The 22,321-nt window shown below is 37.0% G+C and carries 21 protein-coding genes and 1 riboswitch; of the genes, 12 read left to right on the top strand and 9 right to left on the bottom strand.

The genetic code is table 11. The features are described from left to right. Positions 1-31 precede the first annotated feature (31 nt). Positions 32-1,144, top strand: a complete 1,113-nt coding sequence (locus tag V1L66_RS20820) for a mandelate racemase/muconate lactonizing enzyme family protein (protein WP_036078045.1) — start codon at positions 32-34, stop codon at positions 1,142-1,144. A gap of 11 nt (positions 1,145-1,155) precedes the next feature. Then, on the top strand, positions 1,156-1,839 hold the full coding sequence (locus V1L66_RS20815) for a GNAT family N-acetyltransferase (protein ID WP_333005603.1): 684 nt from the start codon (positions 1,156-1,158) through the stop codon (positions 1,837-1,839). A gap of 61 nt (positions 1,840-1,900) precedes the next feature. On the opposite strand, the gene V1L66_RS20810 is transcribed toward V1L66_RS20815, so the two are convergent. Continuing rightward, positions 1,901-2,611, bottom strand: a complete 711-nt coding sequence (locus tag V1L66_RS20810) for a hypothetical protein (protein WP_036078049.1) — start codon at positions 2,609-2,611, stop codon at positions 1,901-1,903. 119 nt (positions 2,612-2,730) lie between these two features. On the opposite strand from V1L66_RS20810, the gene V1L66_RS20805 reads away from it, so the two are divergent. Next, a complete protein-coding gene (locus V1L66_RS20805; RefSeq protein WP_333005600.1) occupies positions 2,731-3,162 on the top strand; it encodes a DUF4395 domain-containing protein in 432 nt (143 codons plus the stop codon). A 261-nt stretch (positions 3,163-3,423) separates the two neighbouring features. Here the strand turns inward: V1L66_RS20805 and V1L66_RS20800 are convergent, their stop codons facing one another. From V1L66_RS20800 to V1L66_RS20790, 3 genes are all read right to left on the bottom strand, one after another. After that, positions 3,424-4,386 (bottom strand): multidrug resistance efflux transporter family protein, encoded by a 963-nt coding sequence (locus V1L66_RS20800; RefSeq protein WP_036078053.1) that lies wholly within the window; start codon positions 4,384-4,386, stop codon positions 3,424-3,426. Positions 4,387-4,556: 170 nt separating this feature from the next. Beyond that, a complete protein-coding gene (pepT, locus tag V1L66_RS20795; RefSeq protein WP_333005597.1) occupies positions 4,557-5,786 on the bottom strand; it encodes a peptidase T in 1,230 nt (409 codons plus the stop codon). Between the two features lie 90 nt (positions 5,787-5,876). Further along, the gene (locus V1L66_RS20790; RefSeq protein ID WP_333005596.1) at positions 5,877-6,527 is read right to left on the bottom strand and encodes a lysoplasmalogenase; all 651 of its coding nucleotides are present in this window, start codon (positions 6,525-6,527) and stop codon (positions 5,877-5,879) included. A gap of 132 nt (positions 6,528-6,659) precedes the next feature. Between V1L66_RS20790 and V1L66_RS20785 the strand changes: the two genes are divergently transcribed. Beyond that, complete coding sequence (locus tag V1L66_RS20785) at positions 6,660-8,339, top strand: hypothetical protein (RefSeq protein WP_016994436.1); 1,680 nt, start codon at positions 6,660-6,662, stop codon at positions 8,337-8,339. A 41-nt stretch (positions 8,340-8,380) separates the two neighbouring features. On the opposite strand, the gene V1L66_RS20780 is transcribed toward V1L66_RS20785, so the two are convergent. After that, complete coding sequence (locus tag V1L66_RS20780; protein WP_258860732.1) at positions 8,381-8,806, bottom strand: hypothetical protein; 426 nt, start codon at positions 8,804-8,806, stop codon at positions 8,381-8,383. Between the two features lie 204 nt (positions 8,807-9,010). Beyond that, positions 9,011-9,742 carry a class II chromate reductase ChrR gene (chrR, locus tag V1L66_RS20775; RefSeq protein WP_016994441.1) on the bottom strand — a complete coding sequence of 244 codons (732 nt, stop codon included), beginning with the start codon at positions 9,740-9,742 and terminating at the stop codon, positions 9,011-9,013. A 367-nt stretch (positions 9,743-10,109) separates the two neighbouring features. On the opposite strand from chrR, the gene V1L66_RS20770 reads away from it, so the two are divergent. Next, positions 10,110-11,633 (top strand): succinate CoA transferase, encoded by a 1,524-nt coding sequence (locus V1L66_RS20770; protein ID WP_016994443.1) that lies wholly within the window; start codon positions 10,110-10,112, stop codon positions 11,631-11,633. A gap of 72 nt (positions 11,634-11,705) precedes the next feature. Here V1L66_RS20770 and V1L66_RS20765 read toward each other — a convergent pair whose 3' ends face one another. Beyond that, entirely contained in the window at positions 11,706-13,187 is a 1,482-nt protein-coding gene (locus V1L66_RS20765; RefSeq protein WP_333005592.1) for a DASS family sodium-coupled anion symporter, read from the bottom strand. 196 nt (positions 13,188-13,383) lie between these two features. Continuing rightward, the gene (locus V1L66_RS20760; RefSeq protein ID WP_016994445.1) at positions 13,384-14,016 is read right to left on the bottom strand and encodes a glycerol-3-phosphate acyltransferase; all 633 of its coding nucleotides are present in this window, start codon (positions 14,014-14,016) and stop codon (positions 13,384-13,386) included. Between the two features lie 155 nt (positions 14,017-14,171). Next, positions 14,172-14,285, top strand: a riboswitch (SAM riboswitch). A gap of 117 nt (positions 14,286-14,402) precedes the next feature. Between V1L66_RS20760 and V1L66_RS20755 the strand changes: the two genes are divergently transcribed. The 3 genes from V1L66_RS20755 to V1L66_RS20745 all read left to right on the top strand — a co-directional run bounded on the left by V1L66_RS20755 (position 14,403) and on the right by V1L66_RS20745 (position 17,874). Next, on the top strand, positions 14,403-15,704 hold the full coding sequence (locus V1L66_RS20755) for an O-acetylhomoserine aminocarboxypropyltransferase/cysteine synthase family protein (protein WP_333005591.1): 1,302 nt from the start codon (positions 14,403-14,405) through the stop codon (positions 15,702-15,704). A gap of 332 nt (positions 15,705-16,036) precedes the next feature. After that, positions 16,037-16,423, top strand: a complete 387-nt coding sequence (locus V1L66_RS20750; protein WP_036078066.1) for a hypothetical protein — start codon at positions 16,037-16,039, stop codon at positions 16,421-16,423. Positions 16,424-16,887: 464 nt separating this feature from the next. After that, positions 16,888-17,874: a homoserine dehydrogenase gene (locus V1L66_RS20745; protein WP_333005589.1), complete on the top strand. Its 987-nt coding sequence runs from the start codon at positions 16,888-16,890 to the stop codon at positions 17,872-17,874. A 53-nt stretch (positions 17,875-17,927) separates the two neighbouring features. On the opposite strand, the gene V1L66_RS20740 is transcribed toward V1L66_RS20745, so the two are convergent. Further along, positions 17,928-18,158 carry a hypothetical protein gene (locus tag V1L66_RS20740; RefSeq protein WP_016994454.1) on the bottom strand — a complete coding sequence of 77 codons (231 nt, stop codon included), beginning with the start codon at positions 18,156-18,158 and terminating at the stop codon, positions 17,928-17,930. 155 nt (positions 18,159-18,313) lie between these two features. Here V1L66_RS20740 and V1L66_RS20735 point away from each other — a divergent pair, with 155 nt between their 5' ends. The 4 genes from V1L66_RS20735 (at position 18,314) to V1L66_RS20720 (ending at position 22,306) form a co-directional block, all read left to right on the top strand. Further along, entirely contained in the window at positions 18,314-19,177 is an 864-nt protein-coding gene (locus tag V1L66_RS20735; RefSeq protein WP_016994455.1) for a DMT family transporter, read from the top strand. Positions 19,178-19,253: 76 nt separating this feature from the next. Next, a complete protein-coding gene (locus V1L66_RS20730; protein ID WP_016994456.1) occupies positions 19,254-19,946 on the top strand; it encodes a response regulator transcription factor in 693 nt (230 codons plus the stop codon). Then, positions 19,924-20,079 carry a hypothetical protein gene (locus tag V1L66_RS20725; RefSeq protein ID WP_016994457.1) on the top strand — a complete coding sequence of 52 codons (156 nt, stop codon included), beginning with the start codon at positions 19,924-19,926 and terminating at the stop codon, positions 20,077-20,079. Before V1L66_RS20730 ends, V1L66_RS20725 begins: the two co-directional genes overlap by 23 nt. A 16-nt stretch (positions 20,080-20,095) precedes the next feature. Further along, positions 20,096-22,306, top strand: a complete 2,211-nt coding sequence (locus V1L66_RS20720) for a histidine kinase dimerization/phospho-acceptor domain-containing protein (protein WP_312124653.1) — start codon at positions 20,096-20,098, stop codon at positions 22,304-22,306. Positions 22,307-22,321 lie beyond the last annotated feature (15 nt).

The following is a 22,321-nucleotide window of genomic DNA, read 5'->3' as shown; positions in this document are numbered from 1 at the left end:
ACAACTTTAACGACAAGGGAGACTGATTACGATGATAATTAAACAAGTAGAAATTTTTGCTATACATTTACCGCTAATTGATCCATTCATCATTAGTTATGCTACATATGATACAATGCCTTCCATTATTTTAAAAGTAACTACCGACACAGGTGTGGTAGGGTATGGTGAAGCAGTTCCTGATGAACATGTAACAGGTGAGTCATGGGAAAGCACATATGCTGTGCTGAAACATCAGCTTGTCCCGGCTATTATTGGGGAAAGTCCAATGGCCTTTGAAAAGCTACACGATAAAATGAATAAAGTTGTGAAAGATGTACCAGCAGCAAAAGCAGCTATTGATATTGCTTGCTTCGATATTGCTGGGAAAGCGCTAGGGGTACCTGTATACCAACTTCTAGGGGGGCGTTATCATGAAAAATTCCCAATCACACATGTACTAAGTATTGGAACACCTGAAGCAATGGCAGAAGAGGCAGCTAACCGAGTAGAAATGGGCTATCGTTCTTTTAAAATGAAGGTAGGTACAGAGGTACTTCGTGATGTAGCCCGTATTAAAGCGGTACGTGAACGAGTAGGCGAAGACATTGCTATTCGAGTGGATGTAAATCAAGGATGGGGTAATGCAGCCATTACATTACAAGGTTTACGTGCTATGAAAGATTTAAATATCGATTGGTTAGAGCAACCTGTAGATAGTGAAGACATTGATGGAATGGTAGAAATTAAATCAAAGTCTGATGTGACATTAATGATTGACGAAGGACTACGAGGCGTACGCGAAATGCGTGAAATTATAGCCAAGCGTGCTGCAGATAAAGTAAATATAAAATTAATGAAATGTGGTGGCATCTACCCTGCTATGAAGCTTGCTGTGATGGCAGAAATGGCAGGTATTGAATGTCAAGTTGGTTCTATGGTAGAGTCGTCAGTTGGTTCTGCTGCAGGTTTCCATGTAGCATTCTCTAAGAAGATTATGACGAGTGTAGAACTAACGGGTCCATTAAAATTCTCAAAAGATGTTGGGAACTTACATTATGATGTACCATTTATTTGCTTAAATGAAAAACCAGGATTAGGTGTAGATGTGGATGAAGCTGTAATCCAAGAATTATGTAAGTTTTCAACTGTTGTCACAGCCTAAGGAGGCGTAATATGGAAATTATTTATGATGGTATGCTTGGTGAGACACCGTTTTTTGTTATAAAATTAACGCCCCAGCATTTACAACAAGTTGAAGAGCTACAAGTTGCGGTTTATGAAGCATTAGCAGACAAAAGTATACTACAACCCTTAAGCACAGAGGAATTTGAGTATATTTTAAATGGGTATGGAATGATGATAGGTGCTTATGTAGGGGAAGAATTGATTGCCTTTCGTGCACTGTTAAATCCACCTATTGATGAAGAACACCTTGGCTATGATTGTGGAATTGCAGAAAACGAATTTCAACGTGTGTTATATCAGGAAATATCGAATGTTTCACCAAAATATCGAGGTTACGGATTACAGAAAACATTAGCCACTGTAGTGATGGAAAATATCGATTTAGAAAAATACGATTATATATGCTCCACTGTAAAGCCCTATAATATTCCGAGCTTAAAGGATAAATTCTCGCAAGATCTCGTTATTAAAGGATTGAAAATTAAATATGTAGATAAGCTTCGTTATATTTTTTTTAAAGACCTACGACAAGAGATATTCCCGACCTTCACTGAAAAACAAGTGATATCAATGGGAGACACGACTGCGCAACAGCAACTTTTAAAACAAGGTTTCCTTGGCACAACGATGTATGAAGAAAACAACGATTGGTTTGTTGTATACGAAAAATAAAGCACAAAGCCTTACCTTTCACATGAATTTGTGGGGGGTAAGGCTTTTTTATAGGGCTCTATTATTTCTTCATTGGACAAAAACCACAAGCCATTAAACCTGGGATATCTTTCGAAAAACAACATGACTTTCTTACAGGAACATTGACTAAATTAGTCGGGCTAAGGCCACCTGTATATTGAGCCCACCAAGATTTATTGGAGAAGCGTGCCCATGTTTTAGGGTCTTCTAAAGCCTCAATATCCTCCATGGCTTGGTCGGCTAAGCCAGGATTAGATAATAATATATGATAATGCCATAGCAAGTAGCCAAAGAAATTTTCCCAAATGGTAAGAGGGGAGATGGATGTTACTTTACGAAGCTGTTGGACAATGACGTGGCCATCGTAAAGAATTTTCTCAATAACAGCTTGACGTTCATCTTCATCAACGTAGCGCCAATCATTTGGATTAGCGAACATGGCAACAGTAAAGCTGTTAAATTCCTTTGCAGCATCAAAACGCAATTCAAGCGGCTTACCATCCCATACTTCATCATAAGCGGCAAGCATATAAAATTGCATCGCAAAAAACATTCCATAGCGGCGTGCAAAGTGTGAAATAGCGGCTGTTTCTGTTGCTGCATCTGTTATACCCATCATAAGGTTTAAAAAATCAGGATGGTAAAAGTCTTTATGTATATCAGCTAAAGTAAATAAAGTCCGCTTAGGTTCAGTTGTATAAATACTGTACGAGTTTAATTGTTGAACTTGATCCATTGTTAAAGCTGGCATGGTTATCCTCTTTTCCTTTGAACATCTGTTAACATCATTATAAAGTAATCATTTTTGCTTCACAAATGGAATATCATGTAGTAAAATACATTAAACATATAAGAAAGGTGGGTTTTAGAGTGTCGCAGCCTCAGACAATTCCAAGACCACTAGTTAGACTGAACCAGTGGACTATTCTTTTGAGTGTCATTTTATCATGGGTAACAGGAATTACCTGGATATTAATAATTCCACTAGCTGCAAATTTACTAGGTATTTTATGTAACTATAATCCAGTACTTCGTGTAGGGAAGCTCTTTTTAACAATGCCTCGATCTGTGTATATACCAGAGGATGCTCAGCAACAAAAATTTAATTCCAGTATTGCAAGCCTTTGTTTAGCAGTGGGTTTGTTAGGTTATCTATTACATTGGCAGGTTGTTGGTCATATCTTTACTAGCATGGTTGTTATCGCATCGTCCATCGCAATAGCAGGCTTTTGTATAGGCTGTTTTCTGCATTTTCAGTTGAAGCAATGGCAGTACCGACGCTCATTAAAAAAATCTTTTTAAAAAAGTAAAAAAATTATAAGATTATGATTGACATTTTAATTGATAATGATTATCATTATCGTATAAAGATTATTCCTCCTCTACAATACAGTGTAGAGAGGATGAACTTTAGCTACTTTTCTCCAGAAGTTTGCTAGTTCATGATTACGCTCCTAAAACCCCCCTCATTTTTTGGGAACGTGAAAATCTCAGACGACTTATTCTATTTAGAATAGAGTCGTCTTTTTTTTTTGCCAAAGAAACAGCCCATAAAATGGACTGCTAGGAAGTTGTGTTTTGTTGCACAGCATTCTTTTTCCCAATAATCATTGTATAGTAGCTATGTAATAGCATACCAACAATGATGACACCGAGACCTGCAAGTGCAATAGGGCTAGGAAAGGCAATTCCTAATAGTAATACTTCACCCATAATAACAAAAAGAATTTCTGTTGACTGAGTTGCTTCCACAGCAGCTAGCTTGCCTTGATGGTCTCTTACGCGATCCGTTGCTATGAAAAATAAAACAGTTGCTATAACGCCTGAGCTAATTCCGACAAGCAATGATTGGAACATTTGACTTGCTGAGGGAAGTCCTACTGTAAGAAGGGCATATATAGCCATGATAATCCATGCTGGCAGCGAAGCAATTGTCATACCTAACACTCGCTGAAAAGTATCAATTCGCCCCCCACAAACTTCCATCATTTTGCGATTGCCTAGAGGGTAAGCAAACGCTGCAACAATGACAGGTAAAATACCAAGCATTAAACTTCTAAACGATACTGATTGTGCATGAGGTATTTGTATAAGCAAAATACCTACTAAAATGACACATGAAATAAGCAAAGATATAAAAGGTATTTTTTGTCGCACTGTTTTACCAGCAATGACCGAAACAAAAAGAGGAGCTAATAATACACCAGCAACGATTGTAAACTGCCATGTACCAGAAACCAACCAACCTGGACCAAAAGCAGCAGCATATGTTAAGGGCGCATAAAATAAGACAAAACCAACAAAGCTCCAAAGTAGCCATGCTATAGGCTGTGCTTTTATTTCACCAGAAAGCTGAGAAAAGCCTTTACGATAAAAGACAATGATGAGCAAGAAGGGGAGCATAAAAAAATATCGTAATGATGCACTCCATAGCCAACTACCACCTTGCATTTCCATTGCATGATTTAGAATAAATGTCACGGCAAAGAAAAGGGAAGCTAAAATACCTAATGCAATTTCTTTCATAAACATCACCTCAACCTGAGTTTATTGCCTCAAGCCCTTTATGTAATTTGAAAATTCAGTAATTATGGCTGAAAAAATTACGAAGAGAGGAAAAACCTCTCTTCGTAGCTATAAAAATTTTTCATGATTCCTTAGGTAAATGCGTATAGAAATAAGCTCACTCAAAACTATTATTTTGCTTGCTGTTCAAAAAGCTGAACGATTTCTATGATAACCTGAGTTGCTTTTTCCATTGTTTCAGCGGATACATACTCGAATTTACCATGCATGTTTTCGCCACCAGCGAAAATATTTGGTGTTGGTAGGCCCATATAGGATAATTGTGAGCCATCTGTACCACCACGAATTGGTAGGGTATTCGGTGTAATATCTAATTTTTCCATTGCAGTCCGTGCAATGTCAACAATTTCTTTTACAGGCTCAATTTTTTCACCCATATTGTAGTATTGATCTTCAATTGTAATGCTCAGTGCATGCTCACCAAATTGTGCTTGAATTTTAGCTGCAGCATCACGCATTAATTGTTTTTTCTCTTCAAACTTTTGGCGATCATGGTCACGCACGATATAAGATAGCTCAGTATGCTCAAGAGCCCCTTTAAAGCCCATTAAATGAATGAAACCTTCATAACCTTCTGTCTTTTCAGGAACTGCGTCAGCAGGCATTTCATTTTGGAAGGCGATGGCCATTGTAATAGCATTTACCATTTTATTTTTGGCAGAACCAGGATGCACGCTAGTGCCTTTGGTAACTACTTTTACGCCAGCGGCATTGAAGCTCTCGAATTGTAGCTCACCAAGAGGTCCACCATCCATAGTATAGGCATAGTCTGCACCAAAGGCAGCGACATCAAATTTATGTGGCCCACGACCAATTTCTTCATCTGGAGTGAAGGCTACACGGATTTTACCATGCTTAATAGTAGGGTTTTTAATGAGGTATTCCATTGCCGTCATAATTTCAGCAATTCCTGCCTTATCATCAGCGCCTAATAATGTAGTACCATCTGTTGTGATAAGTGTTTGACCTACATAGTTTTTAAGCTCAGGAAAGTCAGTTGGAGACATAACTAAGTTTTCATTTAACGGAATATCTCCACCATCATAATTATCTACGCGCTGTGGCTTCACATTTGTGCCTGTATAGTCAGTAGCTGTATCAACATGGGCTAAAAAGCCGATAGTTGGTACTTCTTTATCTGTATTAGCTTCTAATGACGCAAATAAATAGCCATTTTCATCTAATGTAATGTCTGTTAAACCAATTTCGGCAAGTTCGTCTTTTAAAACATGTAATAGGTCAAATTGTTTTTGGGTAGAAGGAGTTGTATCGCTTGTGAAGTCTGATTGTGTATCAATTTTTGCATAGCGTATTAATCGCTCAATTACTTGTTCTTTCATAAGTATGGCCCCCTAATGTGTATATGTTAAAATTCTTTGTGCATTTACAAAGCAGATCCCAGACGCAATTATGCCTTGGCATAATTGATATTATTGTAACACTTTACTTCGGATTTCGGAATATTGAAGGATACTTAAAGCAATAAGTAATTGGGCGCTATAATAAGTCAGCATGATAATTTCATGAGAAAAAGCTAGTGGCATGACAAATTTGTTAATAGCTAAATAAGAGTCAGATGCAATAAATAATAATGCACCACTTGCTGCTAGCGTAGATCCAGTTTTAATAGCTGTCCATCCCATTGTAAGTATCACAGAAATATAGGCGATTACTGCGATACCAAGTATTGTTTCGCCTGTTTTAAAGACAGACCCCGCAATCCATATTGCCATACTTGCTCCGTAGAGTAATAAAAGTATTTTTGCCCATGTTGGTATATGCCGCTCATTTGCAGTAGAGAAAGCAAAAATATAAAAAATATGCCCGATAAGAAAGCTAGTTAGCCCAATTAAAAACCACTGCAATGTATAGTCTCCAATCATACAAAAAATAAGTCCCGCAATAATCAAAAGCTGGTATTTTTTAATATGTAATGGCTTCTGAATCGCTGCTAAAATAATGATGAGCAACATTGGAATTACTTTAAAGATGAGTTTTAAACTTTCCGCAATATGGGAAAAGAGAAAAATATAATAAAGACCCAATAAAATAATGACACCGATTAATAATTTTTTTAACAAATTTTTCAGCTCCTTTCCTTTTGAAATTCAATATTTATGGTAGAATTCCTTTCTGTACAACGTATGTATGAAACTTTTTTAGTATGTGACCGTAAAGTAAGTAGTGAGAAAGAAGAAGAGAGGATGAACCAAATGACTAAGCTACTGATAGCTTCTGCAGTCATTGCATTGATCGCAAGTGTGTTAGTGACACCGCTTATTACGAAGAAGCGAGAAGATGGACAATCGAAAAAGGTAATCGGATACTTTTTTATTGGAATCTTTGTATTAGGATTTTTAGCCACAGGCATTACTTTATATGTAACAAAAATTGATGTAAATTGGCTTGTTTTTTGGCCTGCTATTATTTTATTAACATTGGCGGGAGCTCTGCTAGCAAGTGGTATCGAACGGAAAATAAAAGGTCTTTTATTTTTAGCAAGTCTGGGTGTAGCTGTGTATGTATTATCAGCACCTTTATGGAATGCTAATGAAAAATTTAAGTCATCTGAAATGAAGGAAGAAGTAGAAATAAAACCATTCGATGAGACACAAACACCTGCAAGTGTACCACCGAAATTTGCTCGTAATAAAATGAAAAAGGCTTTTGGACAAGTGCCAAACACGAGTTACTATGAATTAGGACGCTTACAAATTCAAAAAGTGAAGGGCGAATATGTTTATATCGCGCCAGTTGAATTTTCGGGATTCTTTAAATGGATGAACGGTAGTACAACACCTGGTTACTTCATAATGAGTGCTACAGATTCTGCGGATAATCCTAAATTTATTAAAGAGGAAATGAAATACGTACCTTCTGCATATTTAAATGCTAATTTAGAACGTCATATTCGTTTACAACATCCATTCCTTATTTTTTATGGTGACGTACAACTGGAAGTAGATGATGAAGGAAAGCCATACTACATTCGCTCATATGGTGAATTTATTTCCGCGCGTAATGGCTTTGATGTAAAAGGAATTGTCTTGGTCGATGCACTGACAGGGAAATCAGAAGTAATTAAACTGGATCAAGTACCTGAATTTATTGATGGTGCTGTATCACCAGAGACAGTAAGTTTACAAAACAGTTATTTTGGTAACTATGTACATGGTTTTTGGAATAGTATGTTTGGTAAAAAGGATGTAAAGATTCCTTCTGATGAAGGAACAGAATCGAATGTTAGCCCAATCTTCGACGAGAAGGGTGATATGTATTACTTTACAGATTTTACAAGTCCTAAAGAAGGTGTGGATTCAATGTTAGGCTATTCACTAACAAACGCACGAACAGGGCATGCAACATACTATACAGGGAATCAAGACTCAAGTTATATGGATTCACAAGGTAATTTACAAATAATCGAGAAGAAATTCATTGAGAAAAAGTGGAATGGTGAAATGCCAGTGTTGTATAACTTTTATGGAGAAGCGAGTTGGCTGACAGCTGTGCTAGATTCCAATGGTTTCTTACAAAACTATTTTATCGTGTCCGCAGCCAATCCTGAAATTTCCGTTTACGCTACTACTCCTAAGGAGGCATTGAAATTATATAAAACTGCCTTAAGTCGAGGAGGAAATACTGTAGATGGTAGCTCAAGTGCTGAGGAGAAACAAGTTAGCGGAAAGGTATTGCGTGTATATAAAGAACGTCTAGGCGATTTTACAACTGTATCTTTCTTATTAAACAATGGCGAAAATTATTTAGTGAGTGCTGAAACAGAACCTTTAGCAATTTATTTACAGGAGGGTGATGAGGTAATACTCACTTATGGTGATACAGGAGAGCAGTTCCTACCAGTGCGCTCTCTTATAATTAAAGGACTACAATAAAAGAACAAAAGACGATCTTGATATTACGAAGATCGTCTTTTTTATGTAGATTGTTCTTGAATATAGGTAAGCATTTTTTCTCTATGGTTCATAAATAGTCTTTCGGCATGATCATTTAGTGTAAAGATTTCTTGTATATACCCTTTTAATAATTTATCTTCATATTCAAAAGCATGGCCGTAAGTGTTTTCTAAAATATAGGATAATAAAAGAGCATGCAAGACAACGACTTCTAAATTCTGTGTATTCGTAACGAATTTTAAATTGAGAATAGTAGTATGAGAAACGAACTGATTGACATAATCAATGGGTTTTTTATATACATTCAAATCAATATGTGACTCTAGTCGTTTTCTTAGTTGGGTGCATTCATTATTTAAGTCTTCAATTTTTAAAAATAAACCTCTTACACTTCTCTTATGCTGTTGTTCTAAGGTGCGAGCAAGATGTTTATTGATATTGGACATTATTGGTATAACTCCTTTCTTTGTTAGGTATCATTTATTAATATGAATGGAATAGTTGGAAAAGGAAAGAGTCTTTTCGTTTAATTTATAGATATAGTTAAATTAACAAGTGTGGCAATATACCTGTATTGAACATAAGTAGGTAATAATTTTATGTAAAAAATGGAATTATTATCATACGATAGTAACTCCATTTCTGTTATGCTATTTCCAATTAAACCCTTTGGTTGCTAAAAATTCTTTAATATGCGGACGTCGTTGCTCGATTAAAAAATCAGCCATTTGTTTTGTCCAATTATCAATTTTTCTGTTTGATGAACGGCTGTTATAATATTTTTCCATTTCCTCGTTGTAGGCTGGTAAAAGCTCTTCATATTTTTCAACATTGTATTCATTTTCATGTAATACAGCAGATACAGGTAAACGAGGTTTTACCTCATTGCGACGTGCTGGAACACCGATTGTTAGCCCAAATAATGGGAAAACGTGATCGGGTAGATTGAATAATTCGCTAATTTCAGAAGGTTTATTGCGTACCCCTCCAATATAGCAAATGCCATAACCCATTGATTCAGCTGCAATAACAAAATTCTGTGCAAACAATGATACATCAGCTACACCAACAAGGACATTTTCAGCAGAATCGGCTACAATATCTACTCCTTCTAGTTTCCCAGCCATTTGAAGTCGCTTGAAATCTACACAAAAAACAAATGCCCCACCTGAGGTTTCATATTGACGTGGATTACCAGATAGTAAGCCTAATTTTTCCTTTTTATCTGCATCTGTTACCCAGATTACACTATAGGCTTGCACAAAATGGGATGTTGCAGCCATTTGTGCGGTTCCAATTAAATCTTCAATGATTTCTTTTGAAATCGGTTCACCATCATAGATGCGTACCGAGGAATGGCTACGTAATAGTTCTTTAACCATTAAAAACTCTCTCCTTTGTGTCTGTTCTATACCTTGAGCATAGCACGCTTTTCTAGCAAAATCGAATAATGAGGGATAAAAAGTTATACATCAATAATTTATAAATGTAGAAATTATCTCGTAAAGTAAAATATTTCATTTGATATAGATTAAATATTCTAAATAGTATAAAATTATAGGTGCGACTGTTTATTTGGTTGTGCTACCAAAAATTACAAAATCTTTATTCTCAAATGTTTAGACAGCATTAGCTATTAGGTGATGAAATGCTCCTGGAATAAAGATATAGCCTCTGACGGATGTCACAGATTTACTGGAACCAAATATGCAAGTTGAACAAAAATAAAGTGGAATGGAGGAATAGGGAATGGAAGAAAAATTAGCAAAAAAGCTTCGTCATGAACAATTACGAAGTAAGGTTGTAACAGCCGAAGAAGCAGCATCTTGGATTAAGGATGGCATGGTATTAGGGATGAGTGGATTCACACGTGCTGGCGATGTAAAGGTTGTACCTCTTGCACTTGTAGAGAAAGCGAAAAAAGAGGATTTCCAAGTAGATGTCTTTACAGGTGCATCACTTGGCCCTGAGGTAGACCAATACTTAGCAGAAGCAGGGGTCATTCGTAAACGCGGTCCTTTCCAAGCAGATGCTGGCATTCGTAATAAAATCAATAGCGGTGATATCACATTTGTCGATGCCCATCTTTCCCATAATGCTGAGCTTGTTCGTCAAGGTATTATTGGACCAATCGATTTTGCGATCATTGAAGCGGCTGCAATTACAGAAGATGGCTTATTAATTCCTACAACTTCAGTTGGTAACTCTCCTATTTTTGTGCAAGAAGCAGACCAAGTCATCATTGAATTAAACGTAGCACAGCTTGATGCATTAGAAGGTATACATGATATTTACGTGCCTGCGCCACAAGGAAAGCGTGATCCAATTCCTTTACAGAATGTTTCTGATCGTCTTGGTATAATTGGAATTCCACTAGATTTAGATAAAGTAAAAGGCATCGTCATTTCGGATATATTAGATGCGCCATCAACTATTGTCCCCGCGGATGAAGAGACAGATGTTATGGCTACTCACTTATTAAATTTCCTACGTGAAGAGATTAAAGTAGGTCGCTTAACAACAAGTTTGCGACCAATTCAATCTGGGGTAGGTTCAGTAGCCAATGCTGTATTGCTAGGCTTTAAAGATTCTGAGTTTGAGAACTTAGAAGTTTATTCAGAAGTTCTTCAGGATGCAGTGTTTGAATTGATTGATGCAGGGAAAGTGAATTTTGCTTCTGCAACTTCTATTACCCTTTCTGAGCAAGTAGGAAACCGTGTTTATGGGAATTTTGAAAAATATGCTGATAAATTAGTGTTGCGCCCTCAAGAAATTTCAAATCAGCCTGAAATTATTCGCCGACTCGGATTAATCTCAGTGAATACGGCATTGGAATTAGATATTTACGGTAATGTTAATTCGACTCATGTTTCTGGTACAAAGATGATGAATGGTATCGGTGGGTCTGGAGACTTTGCACGTAATGCACGATTAGGGATATTTGTGACAAAGTCTTATGCTAAAGGTGGAGATATTTCGAGTATTGTCCCAATGGTCTCGCATGTGGATCATACAGAGCATGATGTTGATGTCATAGTAACTGAACAGGGCGTAGCAGATTTACGAGGACTTGCTCCAAAAGAACGAGTTGGGCTTATCATTGATAACTGTGCACATCCTGATTATAGGGAACAGCTGTGGCAGTACTTTAATGATGCCAATGAGGCAACGGGCGGACATCATACACCACATGACCTAGAAAAAGCACTATCATGGCACGTTAATTATGCGAAAAATGGTACGATGAAGGACCCTGCTTTCACGAAACAATAATACTACTTTAAAAGCCTTGAAGGACAGTTAGTCTGTTTCTTCAAGGCTTTTACTTTTTATTTAATCAAAGTCTTATAATAATCCAATCCATTTCCAATAAGTTGCAGAGAACAAAAGTACGAGAAGGAAACCAATAATGGTTAATGGAATGCCTGATTTCAAGAAATCCTTTGTTGTAAAGGAACCTGTACCATAGGCAAGCATGTTTTGTGGTGCACTAATTGGTAATAGGAAGCCAAAGCTTATGACGAATTGTTGCACAATAACAAAACCAACTTGATCCACATTAGCCGTTAATGTGGAGGCTAAAACGATAAACACAGGTATAAGTGCTGAGGCTAAGCTAGTTGCGCTTGCAAAGCCTAAATGAATCAAAATGTTAAATAAAGTTACGAGTGCGATTGTTGCTAGTAAAGGCATTGCATCTAGCCCAAGTGAACCAAAAACTTTATCTGATAACCATGCAGCACCTTTCGTATTCAGTAAAATGGTTCCTAGCATAATGCCTACTGCAAAGACGATAATTGTCCCCCATGGAATATGAGGCTCAACTTCCTTCCATGAATACACACCGATTTTAGGCATTAATAGAATAGCGATAGCAATAATTGTGACTGTTGTCGTATCGAAGGGATGTAATTTACCTTCAGTTGCCCAGAAAAATAGTAAAACTAAGGAAGTAACGATTAAGCGAATTTCAGGAGCCTTTAATGGGCCAAGCTCTGCAAGCTGTTTTTTGATGACCTCTTTACCACCTTCGATATTGCTAGTCTCAGGTTTAATTAACGCAATCATAATGAAAAATAAAACGATCGACATAATAATCGAGAAGGGAGCAGCGTAAAGTAGCCAAGCACCCCAGGAAATATCCACATTAAATTGCTCTTGGATAAAGTTTAAAGCCACCATATTTTGAGCTGCTGCAGTTTTAATGCCGATATTCCAAATGGAAACGGCTTGTACCGAAGTAATAACTAGCAAAGCAGCGAGCCGACTATCACGTGGTAAACCAAATGCTGCCACCATTCCAAGCAATATAGGTACTACAGCGCCAGCTCGTGCTGTAGCAGAAGGAACAAAAAATGCGAGGACGATAGAAACTAAAATGGCGCCAAATACGATAGCCTTTGTTTTCGTTCCTACCAGTGAAAGAATCCACAGAGCAAGTCGTTTATGTAGATTAGTAATTTGCATTGCAGCCGCTAGAAAAAGAGCTGCTGCTACTAAAGCAACGGCAGAATTACTAAAGCCACTTAAGGATAATTTTAATGCGCCAGCTGTTCCTAGCTCTGTAGATGGATCATCCATTGACGGAGCGAGTCCTAGTAAAACAGTTACTAGTGCAATGATCATGGCCGAGCTAACAGGATATGAAACAGCCTCTGTTACCCAAAGGATGACTGCAAAAGCTAAGATGGCTAAAGCTCGTTGCCCAGCTATAGGTAAATCGCCGTTATTAGGTAAAAAAGTAATAATGATTAGTAAAGCGAATGCTAAGCCAATCCATAGTGGCTTTAAGTTACGTTTTGTAGCTGCTTGTTTTGGTGAAGACATAATTTCTCATCCTTTCTACGATAAAAATGACGATTATTATCCATAACATCGGACTCCGTAATGTTTTATTAAGATAAGAATATGTCTATTTTATTGTAGAAAAAAAACCTGTGTAAAATAGATGTTTTTTACAGCAATATTAGTAGATAAAGAGAAAATATATGGTCATACAAAATACAAAAATATCCATAAAATATTATTTCTTTTTCTTAAAAGCAGTAGTTACTTTAGGCTCTGTCCCATTAACTAAACGTTTAATATTTTCTATATGCAGGATGATAGCTATGCCAAAAAGAAGGACAGCTATAATGGTTGGGCCAATGCCTGGAATCCATAAATAAGTTGCTGTACAAAAAACGAGATAAAATTCTAGAACACCAACAATTAAAAAATTTGTTGCAAAGGATAAAATAACAAATAAAATAAGTGCAAATAAACCAATTTTCCAATCAACAGCAAGTAAAATGCCAATGATGGAGGCCGTTCCTTTCCCGCCGTTGAAGCCCATATAGAATGGGAAATTATGACCTAAAATAACCCCAGCAGCCATAATGTAAGTAAGCAGCCATATTTGTTCTTGTGTCAAATGAGTGGCATCCGCTAGATAAAAATGTGCACCGATAATAGCGACAACGCCTTTGCCGATATCAATGAGGGCTACTAAAACGCCATATTTCCAGCCAAGGGAAAGAGTAGCATTCGAGGCACCCGCATTTCCGTGGCCAGCTTTTTTTAAATCAACCCCAGATAAAAATTGAGCCACTTTAGAGCCGTGAATACAGCCTATTAAATAGCCAATCATAAGAAAAATGATCACGGCCTTTACCATAAAAATACTCCTCTCAAAATTTTTTCTAAAATAGTGTATGCGTTCATATTACGTATAAGAGCAGACAGAAGTTTCGGAAAAAATAAAATTTACATGTTGACAGAAAAAAACTCTATGTTTATACTGTGTAACAACGATGGAAATTGAATCTCATACTCTTATCAAGAGCGGCGGAGGGATAGGCCCTATGATGCCCGGCAACCAGTAAGTAATGAGCTTACTAAGGTGCTAATTCCTACAGATTCTAACTTGGATCTGGCAGATAAGGGGAGGAAAACTTGCAACCGCAACCCTCTTCTTAGCTGAAGAGGGTTTTTTGTTTTCTACAGAAAAATCCTCCTCATCTCCGGTACCATCGTAAAAAAATAACCATTTGGAGGTACACAATGACAAATTTTAAACCAGAAACATTGCTGTTACATGGTGGTCAAGAGCCAGACCCAGTGACGGGTTCTCGGACAGTTCCAGTCTATCGCTCAACTGCTTTTGTATTTAAAGACACTGCTCATGCGCAACGTCTTTTTGCCCTAGAGGAAGTAGGGAATATTTACACACGAATTACCAATCCGACTGTTGATGTGTTTGAAAAACGTGTGGCTTTATTGGAAGGTGGAACAGCAGCAGTAGCACTTTCATCTGGTGCAGCGGCTATCGCATTTTCCATTTTAAATCTAGCTGGAGCTGGTGATGAGATAGTAGCAGCTAGTTCTTTATATGGCGGTACGTATAATTTATTTGCTAACACATTACCAAACTATGGTATTAAAACAATTTTTGTAGATGAAACAAACCCAGAGAATTTCAATGCGGCGATTACTGATAAAACAAAAGCTGTCTTTGCAGAAGTTTATGGTAATCCAAGCTTAAAGGTTTTAGATATTGAAGCAGTAGCTAAGATTGCACATGATAATGGGCTACCACTAATTATTGACAGCACGTTTGCTTCTCCTTATGGTTCTACACCTATTGAATATGGTGCAGATGTTGTTGTTCATTCAGCAACTAAATGGATAGGAGGCCATGGTACAACCTTAGGGGGCGTTGTTGTAGACGCTGGTAAGTTTGATTGGACTAGTGGGCGATTCCCAGGTTTTACTGAACCAGATGCCTCTTACCATGGGTTACGCTATGGAATTGATACAGCTTCTGCAGCCTTTGCTACAAAGCTACGCGTACAATTATTACGTGATTTTGGCCCAACATTAAGTGCAGATGCTGCCTTTAATTTGTTGCAAGGGTTAGAAACGCTTCATTTGCGTATCCCTAAACACAATGAGAATGCATTGGCAGTGGCTGAATATTTACAAAACCACCCATCTGTGGAGTATGTAAATTATAATGGCCTAGAAGATTTCCCGACACATGAGTTGGCAAAAAAATATTTAAGAAATGGCTTCGGTTCAGTGCTTACATTTGGCATCAAAGGTGGACGTGAAGCTGGGCGAAAGCTTATTGATAGCGTGAAGCTATTTTCACATGTAGCAAATGTAGGTGATGCTAAGTCATTAATTATACATCCTGCTTCTACTACCCATCAGCAGCTATCAGCAGACGAATTAGTTCAAGCTGGTGTAACCGAGTCGCTCATTCGCTTATCCATCGGTTTAGAGGCAGTAGAGGATATTATTGCTGATTTAGATCAAGCCATTACACAGGCAACAACAAGTGAACAAACTGTAGAAGCTTAAGATTTAGAACAGAGGGAAGAATGGTGTAGCGTTTACGTATTTTCTCATTCGATTTGCCTCATTTGGTAATGCGTTAAACGTTGCTACATCAACTATTTACAGCATCCGTTAATTATCAGAACCTTATAAAAAATAATACCAAGTAATTTTATATGTATTATTGACTTAATTAAATCCATGCTATATACTAGGAAATAAGTTAAGAGTACGGAAATTATTGTTAAAAAGGAAAATGTTTTCATAAGTGCTCCCCCACTTTTGAATATATAGAAGAGTAGTTGCCTAGCCAGTAACTGCTCTTCCAAAAAACTGATGATAAAGGAGTGTTTAAAATGGGTAACATCTATAGTGCGCAAAACATTGTATCCTATCTAATATATGAGCTAAATGAAGGACACGTTTTTGTCAACAATAAATCCATTCAACACCTTCTTACATCAGTCGAAAAGAAATGGCAACAAGTTTTTGGTCATACAGCATTTCAAGAACAAGTTTTTACTGAAAAAGAAGACTATACTGTTAAGGAAGTATTTGAGACATATGAACAGTACGGTGTGAGCCATATCTCACTTCCTGCCACAGAGATTTACTTAAAGTATGGTACATTTCAATTAGTGGAACGTACGTATGCAATACCAGATTTTACAGAAGAAGAAATTAGTCTTGTTCAACACGCTTTAGAACAATATCGCTATCAATTGCTTTCAAAAGCAAGTTAAAATCCCCTCATATTTTTATGCTCATTCTCTGCTGCTACAGGGAATGAGTTTTTTCTTTAAAGGGATTGTTATGAATGTCTGAGCATACATATATATAATAGAAGAAAGACATTCATATATTGAAATGTAAAGAGTCAATATTTGTTCAAATCTTATAGAATGATTAATAAAACGTATAATAAAGGGAATGAAACCGATTTCTTTTGCACATCTAGAGAAAACAAATGTCCTTCCTAGAAAGATTTTTCTTGTGCAATGTATGTATTTGCGTTACAATTTTCTTTAAGTTAAATTTTGAATTATTTGAATTTGTATGTGTTCCAACACATATAGAAATAGCGAAACTCATACAAAGAAGAGTTGTTGGCTAAAGACTGCGGTGGGTGTCAAATAGTCATGACACAACCCCATGGAAAATTAGCATTAATGAAACTGCGGAATGTAAGTTGGAGGGAATAACAAGAATGGCAACTATAAAGGCAGCGATTTTAGGATTTGGAACGGTAGGTCAGGGGATCTATCATATTTTAAATGAAAAACGAGAAGAGCTAAAAAATAAATTAGGTATTGAATTAGAGGTAGCGAAGATTTTAGTGACAGATGCTAGTCGTGAACGTGTGCCTGGCACAGCACATTTAATGACAACAAGTATGGATGAAGTCTTAGCAGAGCCAGGTATGCAGGTTGTGTTTGAAGCAATTGTGAACGAAGAACCTGCATACAGTTATTTAAAGCGAGCTGTTGAACATAAATGTCATGTTATTACTGCTAATAAAGTGATGTTTGCCAAACGAGGTTTGGAGCTACAGGATCTTGCAAAAGCTAATGGCGTTTTTGTAGGCTATGAGGCTACCACTGCTGGTGGCGTACCTGTTATTAAAACAATGAAAAATATTTTACTTGTTAATGATGTAAGTCGTATACAAGGCGTCTTAAATGGCACATGTAATTACATATTAACAAAAATGCGTGCACAGGGCTGGTCGTTCGAAACAGCTCTAAAAGAGGCACAAGGCTTAGGTTATGCCGAAGCAGATCCGTATAATGATATATCTGGGCAGGATGCATTTAAAAAATTAATGATATTAAGTGCCTTAGCTTTTGGTGAGCAACCAAATTGGTCAGATGTAGAAGTAATTGGAATCGATAGTATCTCTGCTGAACAAGTTCATGAAGCGTGTGAAAAGGGTCTGCGTTACCGCCATGTTGCTGAAGTGGAGAAACGAGCTGACGGTAAAATTATTGCAAAAGTCGGTCCACAACTAGTTGATAAAGAGCATCCACTTTATCCAGTCGATGATGTGTTTAATGCAGTGGCATTAGAGACTAACTATATTGGTACATTAACATTAGTCGGTCCTGGAGCAGGGATGTATCCAACTGCGAGTGTCATGGTAGAGGATTATGCTGAAATCATTGGGAAAAGAGCAGGATTTGTTGTGACAATCTAATAAAAGCTTTAAAAAAGCCCGCCATTCAACAATGTTCATTGAATGGTGGGCTTTTAGTCTTCATCTTTGACATCAATATCCTCTGGAATAGGGGTAGAACGCCAAATCTCAATTTCTTCTTTAATACGTTCCAATTGATTAAAATAAGTGCTGAATTGTCCACTATTGATTAAAATTTGTTGGCCATCGTAAACAGAACGGATGCGTCCTTCGTAAATTAGACGCATTACTTGATCCACAGGCATGCCAAGATCAATAGCTGTCTCTTCAATTGTTTTGTACATACGATTCGCTCCTTTTACTGTTTTTATTATAACGTCCATTAATGAGAATGCATACTGTGATAATTAAAAGAAAAGTAAAAATGATAATTGTTTGATTTTGGATAAATATGTATGATTAGTATTGATAAAGTTGTGAAGCGGGGATGAGTTGAAAAATGTTAAATTCATTGTTTGTATTACTAGCAGCTATTCTATGGGGAATGACAGGAACTGCCCAAACATATTTGGAACAAGGGGTCTCTCCTATAGCAGTGGCCACAATTCGTTCTGCAATTGGTGGCGGTTTATTATTAGCTATTACAATTATAATGAAGAAAATTAACTTTTTAAGATGGTCATGGAAATGGACAATTTTAGCTGCGGCTAGTATTGCCCTTTTCCAAGGGCTTTTCTTCTCATCTATTCGTCTAACAGGTGTAGCCATTGGAACTGTTGCTACTATTGGTAGTGCACCAGTATTTTCTGGTGTATTAGAATGGCTAGTATGGAAAACACGTCCTACAGCAGTATGGGGACTTGCTACATTGATGGCCATTATCGGATGTCTTTTATTATTCATGAATAATGGAGAAGAGTCAGTACACGTTGGTGGATTCACATTAGCTCTTTGTGCAGGTTTATCCTTTGCATTTTACACAAACATAAGTAAAAAATTAATGGCACAGGAAGATGCATTACCCGCAGTTGCTATGACATTTTCCATTTGCACCTTGTTTTTACTGCCATTTTCATTAGAAGGTGGTTTTTCCTGGCTAGGAAACGTGGACAACTTATGGACAATGCTGTTTATGGGGATTATGTGTACAAGCGTAGCGTATTTACTGTTTTTAAGTGGATTACAAAAAATTAGTTCATCCTCAGCTGTAACACTTTCATTAGCAGAACCATTAACTGCTGCAATTCTTGGTGTGTTTTTAATAGGAGAACACTTAAGTATAGTATCCTGGCTTGGTGTAGCGATGCTTTTAGGAGGCATTGTTGTTTTAACTTTAGGTGGGAGAAAAAAGCTAAAACCTTAAGAAATTCTTCATTTTTATAATAGCTGGTTTTTAAGATTTAGAAGATACACTTATATTTGAGAGCGAGGTGTATATCATGACGAAATTAACAGTTCTTGTTACAGATGACGATCAAGATATTCGTGATGGTATTGAAATTTATTTGAAAAATGAAGGCTATCATGTCATTAAAGCAGCAGATGGCTTAGACGCATTAAAAAAGCTAGAGAATAATGAAGTACATTTAATCATTTTAGATATCATGATGCCAAACATGGATGGAATTACAGCAACATTTAAAATTAGAGAAGAGCGTAATATTCCCATTATCATGCTGAGTGCAAAGGCGGAGGATGGCGATAAGATTCATGGATTATCAGTTGGAGCAGATGATTATGTAACAAAGCCATTCCATCCATTAGAGCTATTGGCACGTGTAAAATCCCAGCTGCGTCGTTATGTTCAGCTAGGAACGTATAGTGAGGGTGCTACAAAAGTGGAAATAGACGGACTTGTTCTTGATGAAGAGGCAAAAGAGGTTGTATTAGAAGGAGAGCCTGTTCGACTAACACCGATAGAATATAAAATAACGGAATTATTAATGAAAAATGTAGGGCGTGTATTTTCGATTCGTGAAATTTATGAACGTGTTTGGAATGAGGAAGCTTATAATGCTGAAAATATTGTAGCTGTTCACATTCGGAAAATACGTGAAAAGATTGAAGCTGATCCGAAAAATCCGCGCTATCTAAAGGTGGTATGGGGCGTTGGCTATAAAATGGAAAAATAAACTAGAGAAGTATATGACAATTGCAGGATTTGTTGCAGGCGTTGTTGGACTCATTTATTTTGGTGTTTATGCCTATCAAATTGTCAATTCTCGCTCCTCAGAGGTTTTACAGTTACTAGAAAGAATTTTTTAGAGGAGTGTAAAGATTTATGGTGAAAAAATGGAAATCCCTTCTCGTATTAATGTGTTTAATCTGGACGATTTTCGGTATGTTTACTTTTTGGCATGTAGGTTATCAGTATATTGGTAAATCATATTTCGATTCAGAAAATTTTCAGCATGAAATCGATAATTTCACGGCAGAGCTAGGACCGTTAGTAATAAATGTACCGAATGCTGAAGATTTGAAAGATAAAATAGAGGTTACGCAATCGGAAATAGAAGAGCATCGTAATTACTACGGAACACTGGGACAGCAAATCGATAATATTAAAGCCCAATACGAACAGCGCATTCAGGAAGCTGTAGATGCCAATGCAACAGAACTAAAGGCAAAGCTAGAGACTGAACGCGATAATAAAATTAAAGATATTACGACAAATTTTGAAGATGATGAGCATGTACGAAAGAAGATTCTTGCTGGGGAAGAAGCACTTATCGATCAATATATCAAGGCAGCACAAGGAGAAGCTAAAAACTTTAAAAAGGCTTATGATTACTGGTCTTATGAGCTGACGAATAGTGAAACAGGCAAAACGTACCGTGCAGGTAATATTTCAGAAAGTAGTGCCTATAAAATCAAGTATACTGAGCGAAATCCATTATATGTAGGGAACATAAGTGAGAATTTAAGGGATACTTTTTACCGTACAGAAAATTATGTGAATGTAGATAATCTTTATGAAACTGCTGAATATACGGGTGTCTTAACCATCTCAAAAAAGGCAGTCCAATCATTAGGGGTTATGCAGGATTATAGCCGTTTTCATCGGAATCAATATACCTTTTTCTTTGTGTGGCTCACTAGTATTGTAACGGCAATCTTTGCTTGGAGAGGGCGTAAGGATTTACTACAAACTGTCAAAGGTATGAAGGAACAAGAGATTTTAAATAAAGCAAGATTCGACTTTCAAGTTATTCTAGTATTAATCACAGGGTTGATGTATCTTATTGCTTCTCAAGTTGTTTTTGAATCGATTGAATACACTTACGACTACAATTATCAACATAATTATGTACGCTATATATTAGATGTTGCTTTTAAAATTGCTGTTTTAGTGATAATTGGCAGTGCTTTCTTCGTGCAATTAATATGGTTGTATACAAGAGTAGATACTTTGAAAAAGCTAGAGGAAAATGTGAAATCTAGCTATTTATGGTCGCTAGGGGATTCAATAACTGATTTATTTATCAATCGTTCGATTGCATTGCATTCAATTGTAATGCTAGCTGCAGCCTTCTTTGGAGGAGGTAGCCTTGTCGCTACCATGATAGGAGCAGGAGTAGGGGGCTTCGCAGTCCTTGTGCTTGGTATTTGTATGTTTATAGGATTCCCTGCTATGATCGTTTTCCTATCTAGAATGGGTTACTTAAATCGTATTATGAAGGATACGAAGGATATGGCTGAAGGGCGATTGAATCGTGATGTGAAGGTGAAAGGGAAGTCTCCACTTGCAGGTCATGCGGAAAACCTTAACCATTTACGAGAAGGTGTTCGTACGTCCATGCATGAGCAGGCGAAAAGTGAGCGTTTAAAAACAGAGCTGATTACAAATGTGAGTCATGATTTACGGACTCCTTTAACGTCTATCATTACGTATACCGATTTACTGAAGAAACCAAATATTACAGAGGAAGAACGCCAACAATACATTCATATACTTGATAAAAAATCTGAACGTTTAAAAGTGCTGATTGAAGACCTTTTTGAAGTATCTAAAATGGCAAGCGGTAATATTGAACTTCACCGCAGTCGAGTAGATCTAACGCAGCTTATTCAACAAGCAGTAGGAGAGCATAAAGAAGATTTGACACAGTCCCAACTAGATTTACGAATGACCATGCCACATGATCCAATCTTTGCATATGTGGACGGTCAAAAGTGGTGGAGACTTATTGATAATTTAATTGTCAATGTTTTGAAGTATGCGCTAGAGGGAACGCGTGTTTATGTGACATTAAAGCGTACGGCAGATGGCGATGCTGAATTTACTGTGAAAAATGTAGCGAAGTATGAAATTAGTGAGGATGCTGAGGAATTATTTGAACGCTTTAAACGTGCAGATGCTTCACGTCATACAGAGGGCTCGGGGCTTGGATTAGCCATTGCACAATCCATTGTTGATTTACATGGAGCAAGAATGAGCATTGATGTAGATGGCGATTTATTTAAAGTAATTGTTAGAATTTCAGCAATTTAATGGTAAAAAGGCGGC

Source organism: Lysinibacillus sp. IITD104 (genome assembly GCF_036698265.2).
GTDB classification, from domain to species: domain Bacteria; phylum Bacillota; class Bacilli; order Bacillales_A; family Planococcaceae; genus Lysinibacillus; species Lysinibacillus boronitolerans.
Note: the sequence above shows the minus strand (reverse complement) of the source record. Positions and strands in the feature narration are given on the sequence as shown.

What these genes read in the sequence shown, in the direction of transcription:
- V1L66_RS20785 (WP_016994436.1), top strand. Translation starts at nt 6,660, where the DNA reads ATGACTAAGCTACTGATAGCTTCTGCAGTCATTGCATTGATCGCAAGT.
- V1L66_RS20735 (WP_016994455.1), top strand. Translation starts at nt 18,314, where the DNA reads ATGTTAAATTCATTGTTTGTATTACTAGCAGCTATTCTATGGGGAATG.
- V1L66_RS20810 (WP_036078049.1), bottom strand. Translation starts at nt 2,611, where the DNA reads ATGCCAGCTTTAACAATGGATCAAGTTCAACAATTAAACTCGTACAGT.
- V1L66_RS20760 (WP_016994445.1), bottom strand. Translation starts at nt 14,016, where the DNA reads ATGGTAAAGGCCGTGATCATTTTTCTTATGATTGGCTATTTAATAGGC.
- V1L66_RS20770 (WP_016994443.1), top strand. Translation starts at nt 10,110, where the DNA reads ATGGAAGAAAAATTAGCAAAAAAGCTTCGTCATGAACAATTACGAAGT.
- V1L66_RS20800 (WP_036078053.1), bottom strand. Translation starts at nt 4,386, where the DNA reads ATGAAAGAAATTGCATTAGGTATTTTAGCTTCCCTTTTCTTTGCCGTG.
- V1L66_RS20780 (WP_258860732.1), bottom strand. Translation starts at nt 8,806, where the DNA reads ATGTCCAATATCAATAAACATCTTGCTCGCACCTTAGAACAACAGCAT.
- V1L66_RS20745 (WP_333005589.1), top strand. Translation starts at nt 16,888, where the DNA reads ATGGCAACTATAAAGGCAGCGATTTTAGGATTTGGAACGGTAGGTCAG.
- V1L66_RS20750 (WP_036078066.1), top strand. Translation starts at nt 16,037, where the DNA reads ATGGGTAACATCTATAGTGCGCAAAACATTGTATCCTATCTAATATAT.
- V1L66_RS20740 (WP_016994454.1), bottom strand. Translation starts at nt 18,158, where the DNA reads ATGTACAAAACAATTGAAGAGACAGCTATTGATCTTGGCATGCCTGTG.
- chrR (WP_016994441.1), bottom strand. Translation starts at nt 9,742, where the DNA reads ATGGTTAAAGAACTATTACGTAGCCATTCCTCGGTACGCATCTATGAT.
- V1L66_RS20820 (WP_036078045.1), top strand. Translation starts at nt 32, where the DNA reads ATGATAATTAAACAAGTAGAAATTTTTGCTATACATTTACCGCTAATT.
- V1L66_RS20730 (WP_016994456.1), top strand. Translation starts at nt 19,254, where the DNA reads ATGACGAAATTAACAGTTCTTGTTACAGATGACGATCAAGATATTCGT.
- V1L66_RS20765 (WP_333005592.1), bottom strand. Translation starts at nt 13,187, where the DNA reads ATGTCTTCACCAAAACAAGCAGCTACAAAACGTAACTTAAAGCCACTA.
- V1L66_RS20720 (WP_312124653.1), top strand. Translation starts at nt 20,096, where the DNA reads ATGGTGAAAAAATGGAAATCCCTTCTCGTATTAATGTGTTTAATCTGG.
- V1L66_RS20815 (WP_333005603.1), top strand. Translation starts at nt 1,156, where the DNA reads ATGGAAATTATTTATGATGGTATGCTTGGTGAGACACCGTTTTTTGTT.
- V1L66_RS20755 (WP_333005591.1), top strand. Translation starts at nt 14,403, where the DNA reads ATGACAAATTTTAAACCAGAAACATTGCTGTTACATGGTGGTCAAGAG.
- pepT (WP_333005597.1), bottom strand. Translation starts at nt 5,786, where the DNA reads ATGAAAGAACAAGTAATTGAGCGATTAATACGCTATGCAAAAATTGAT.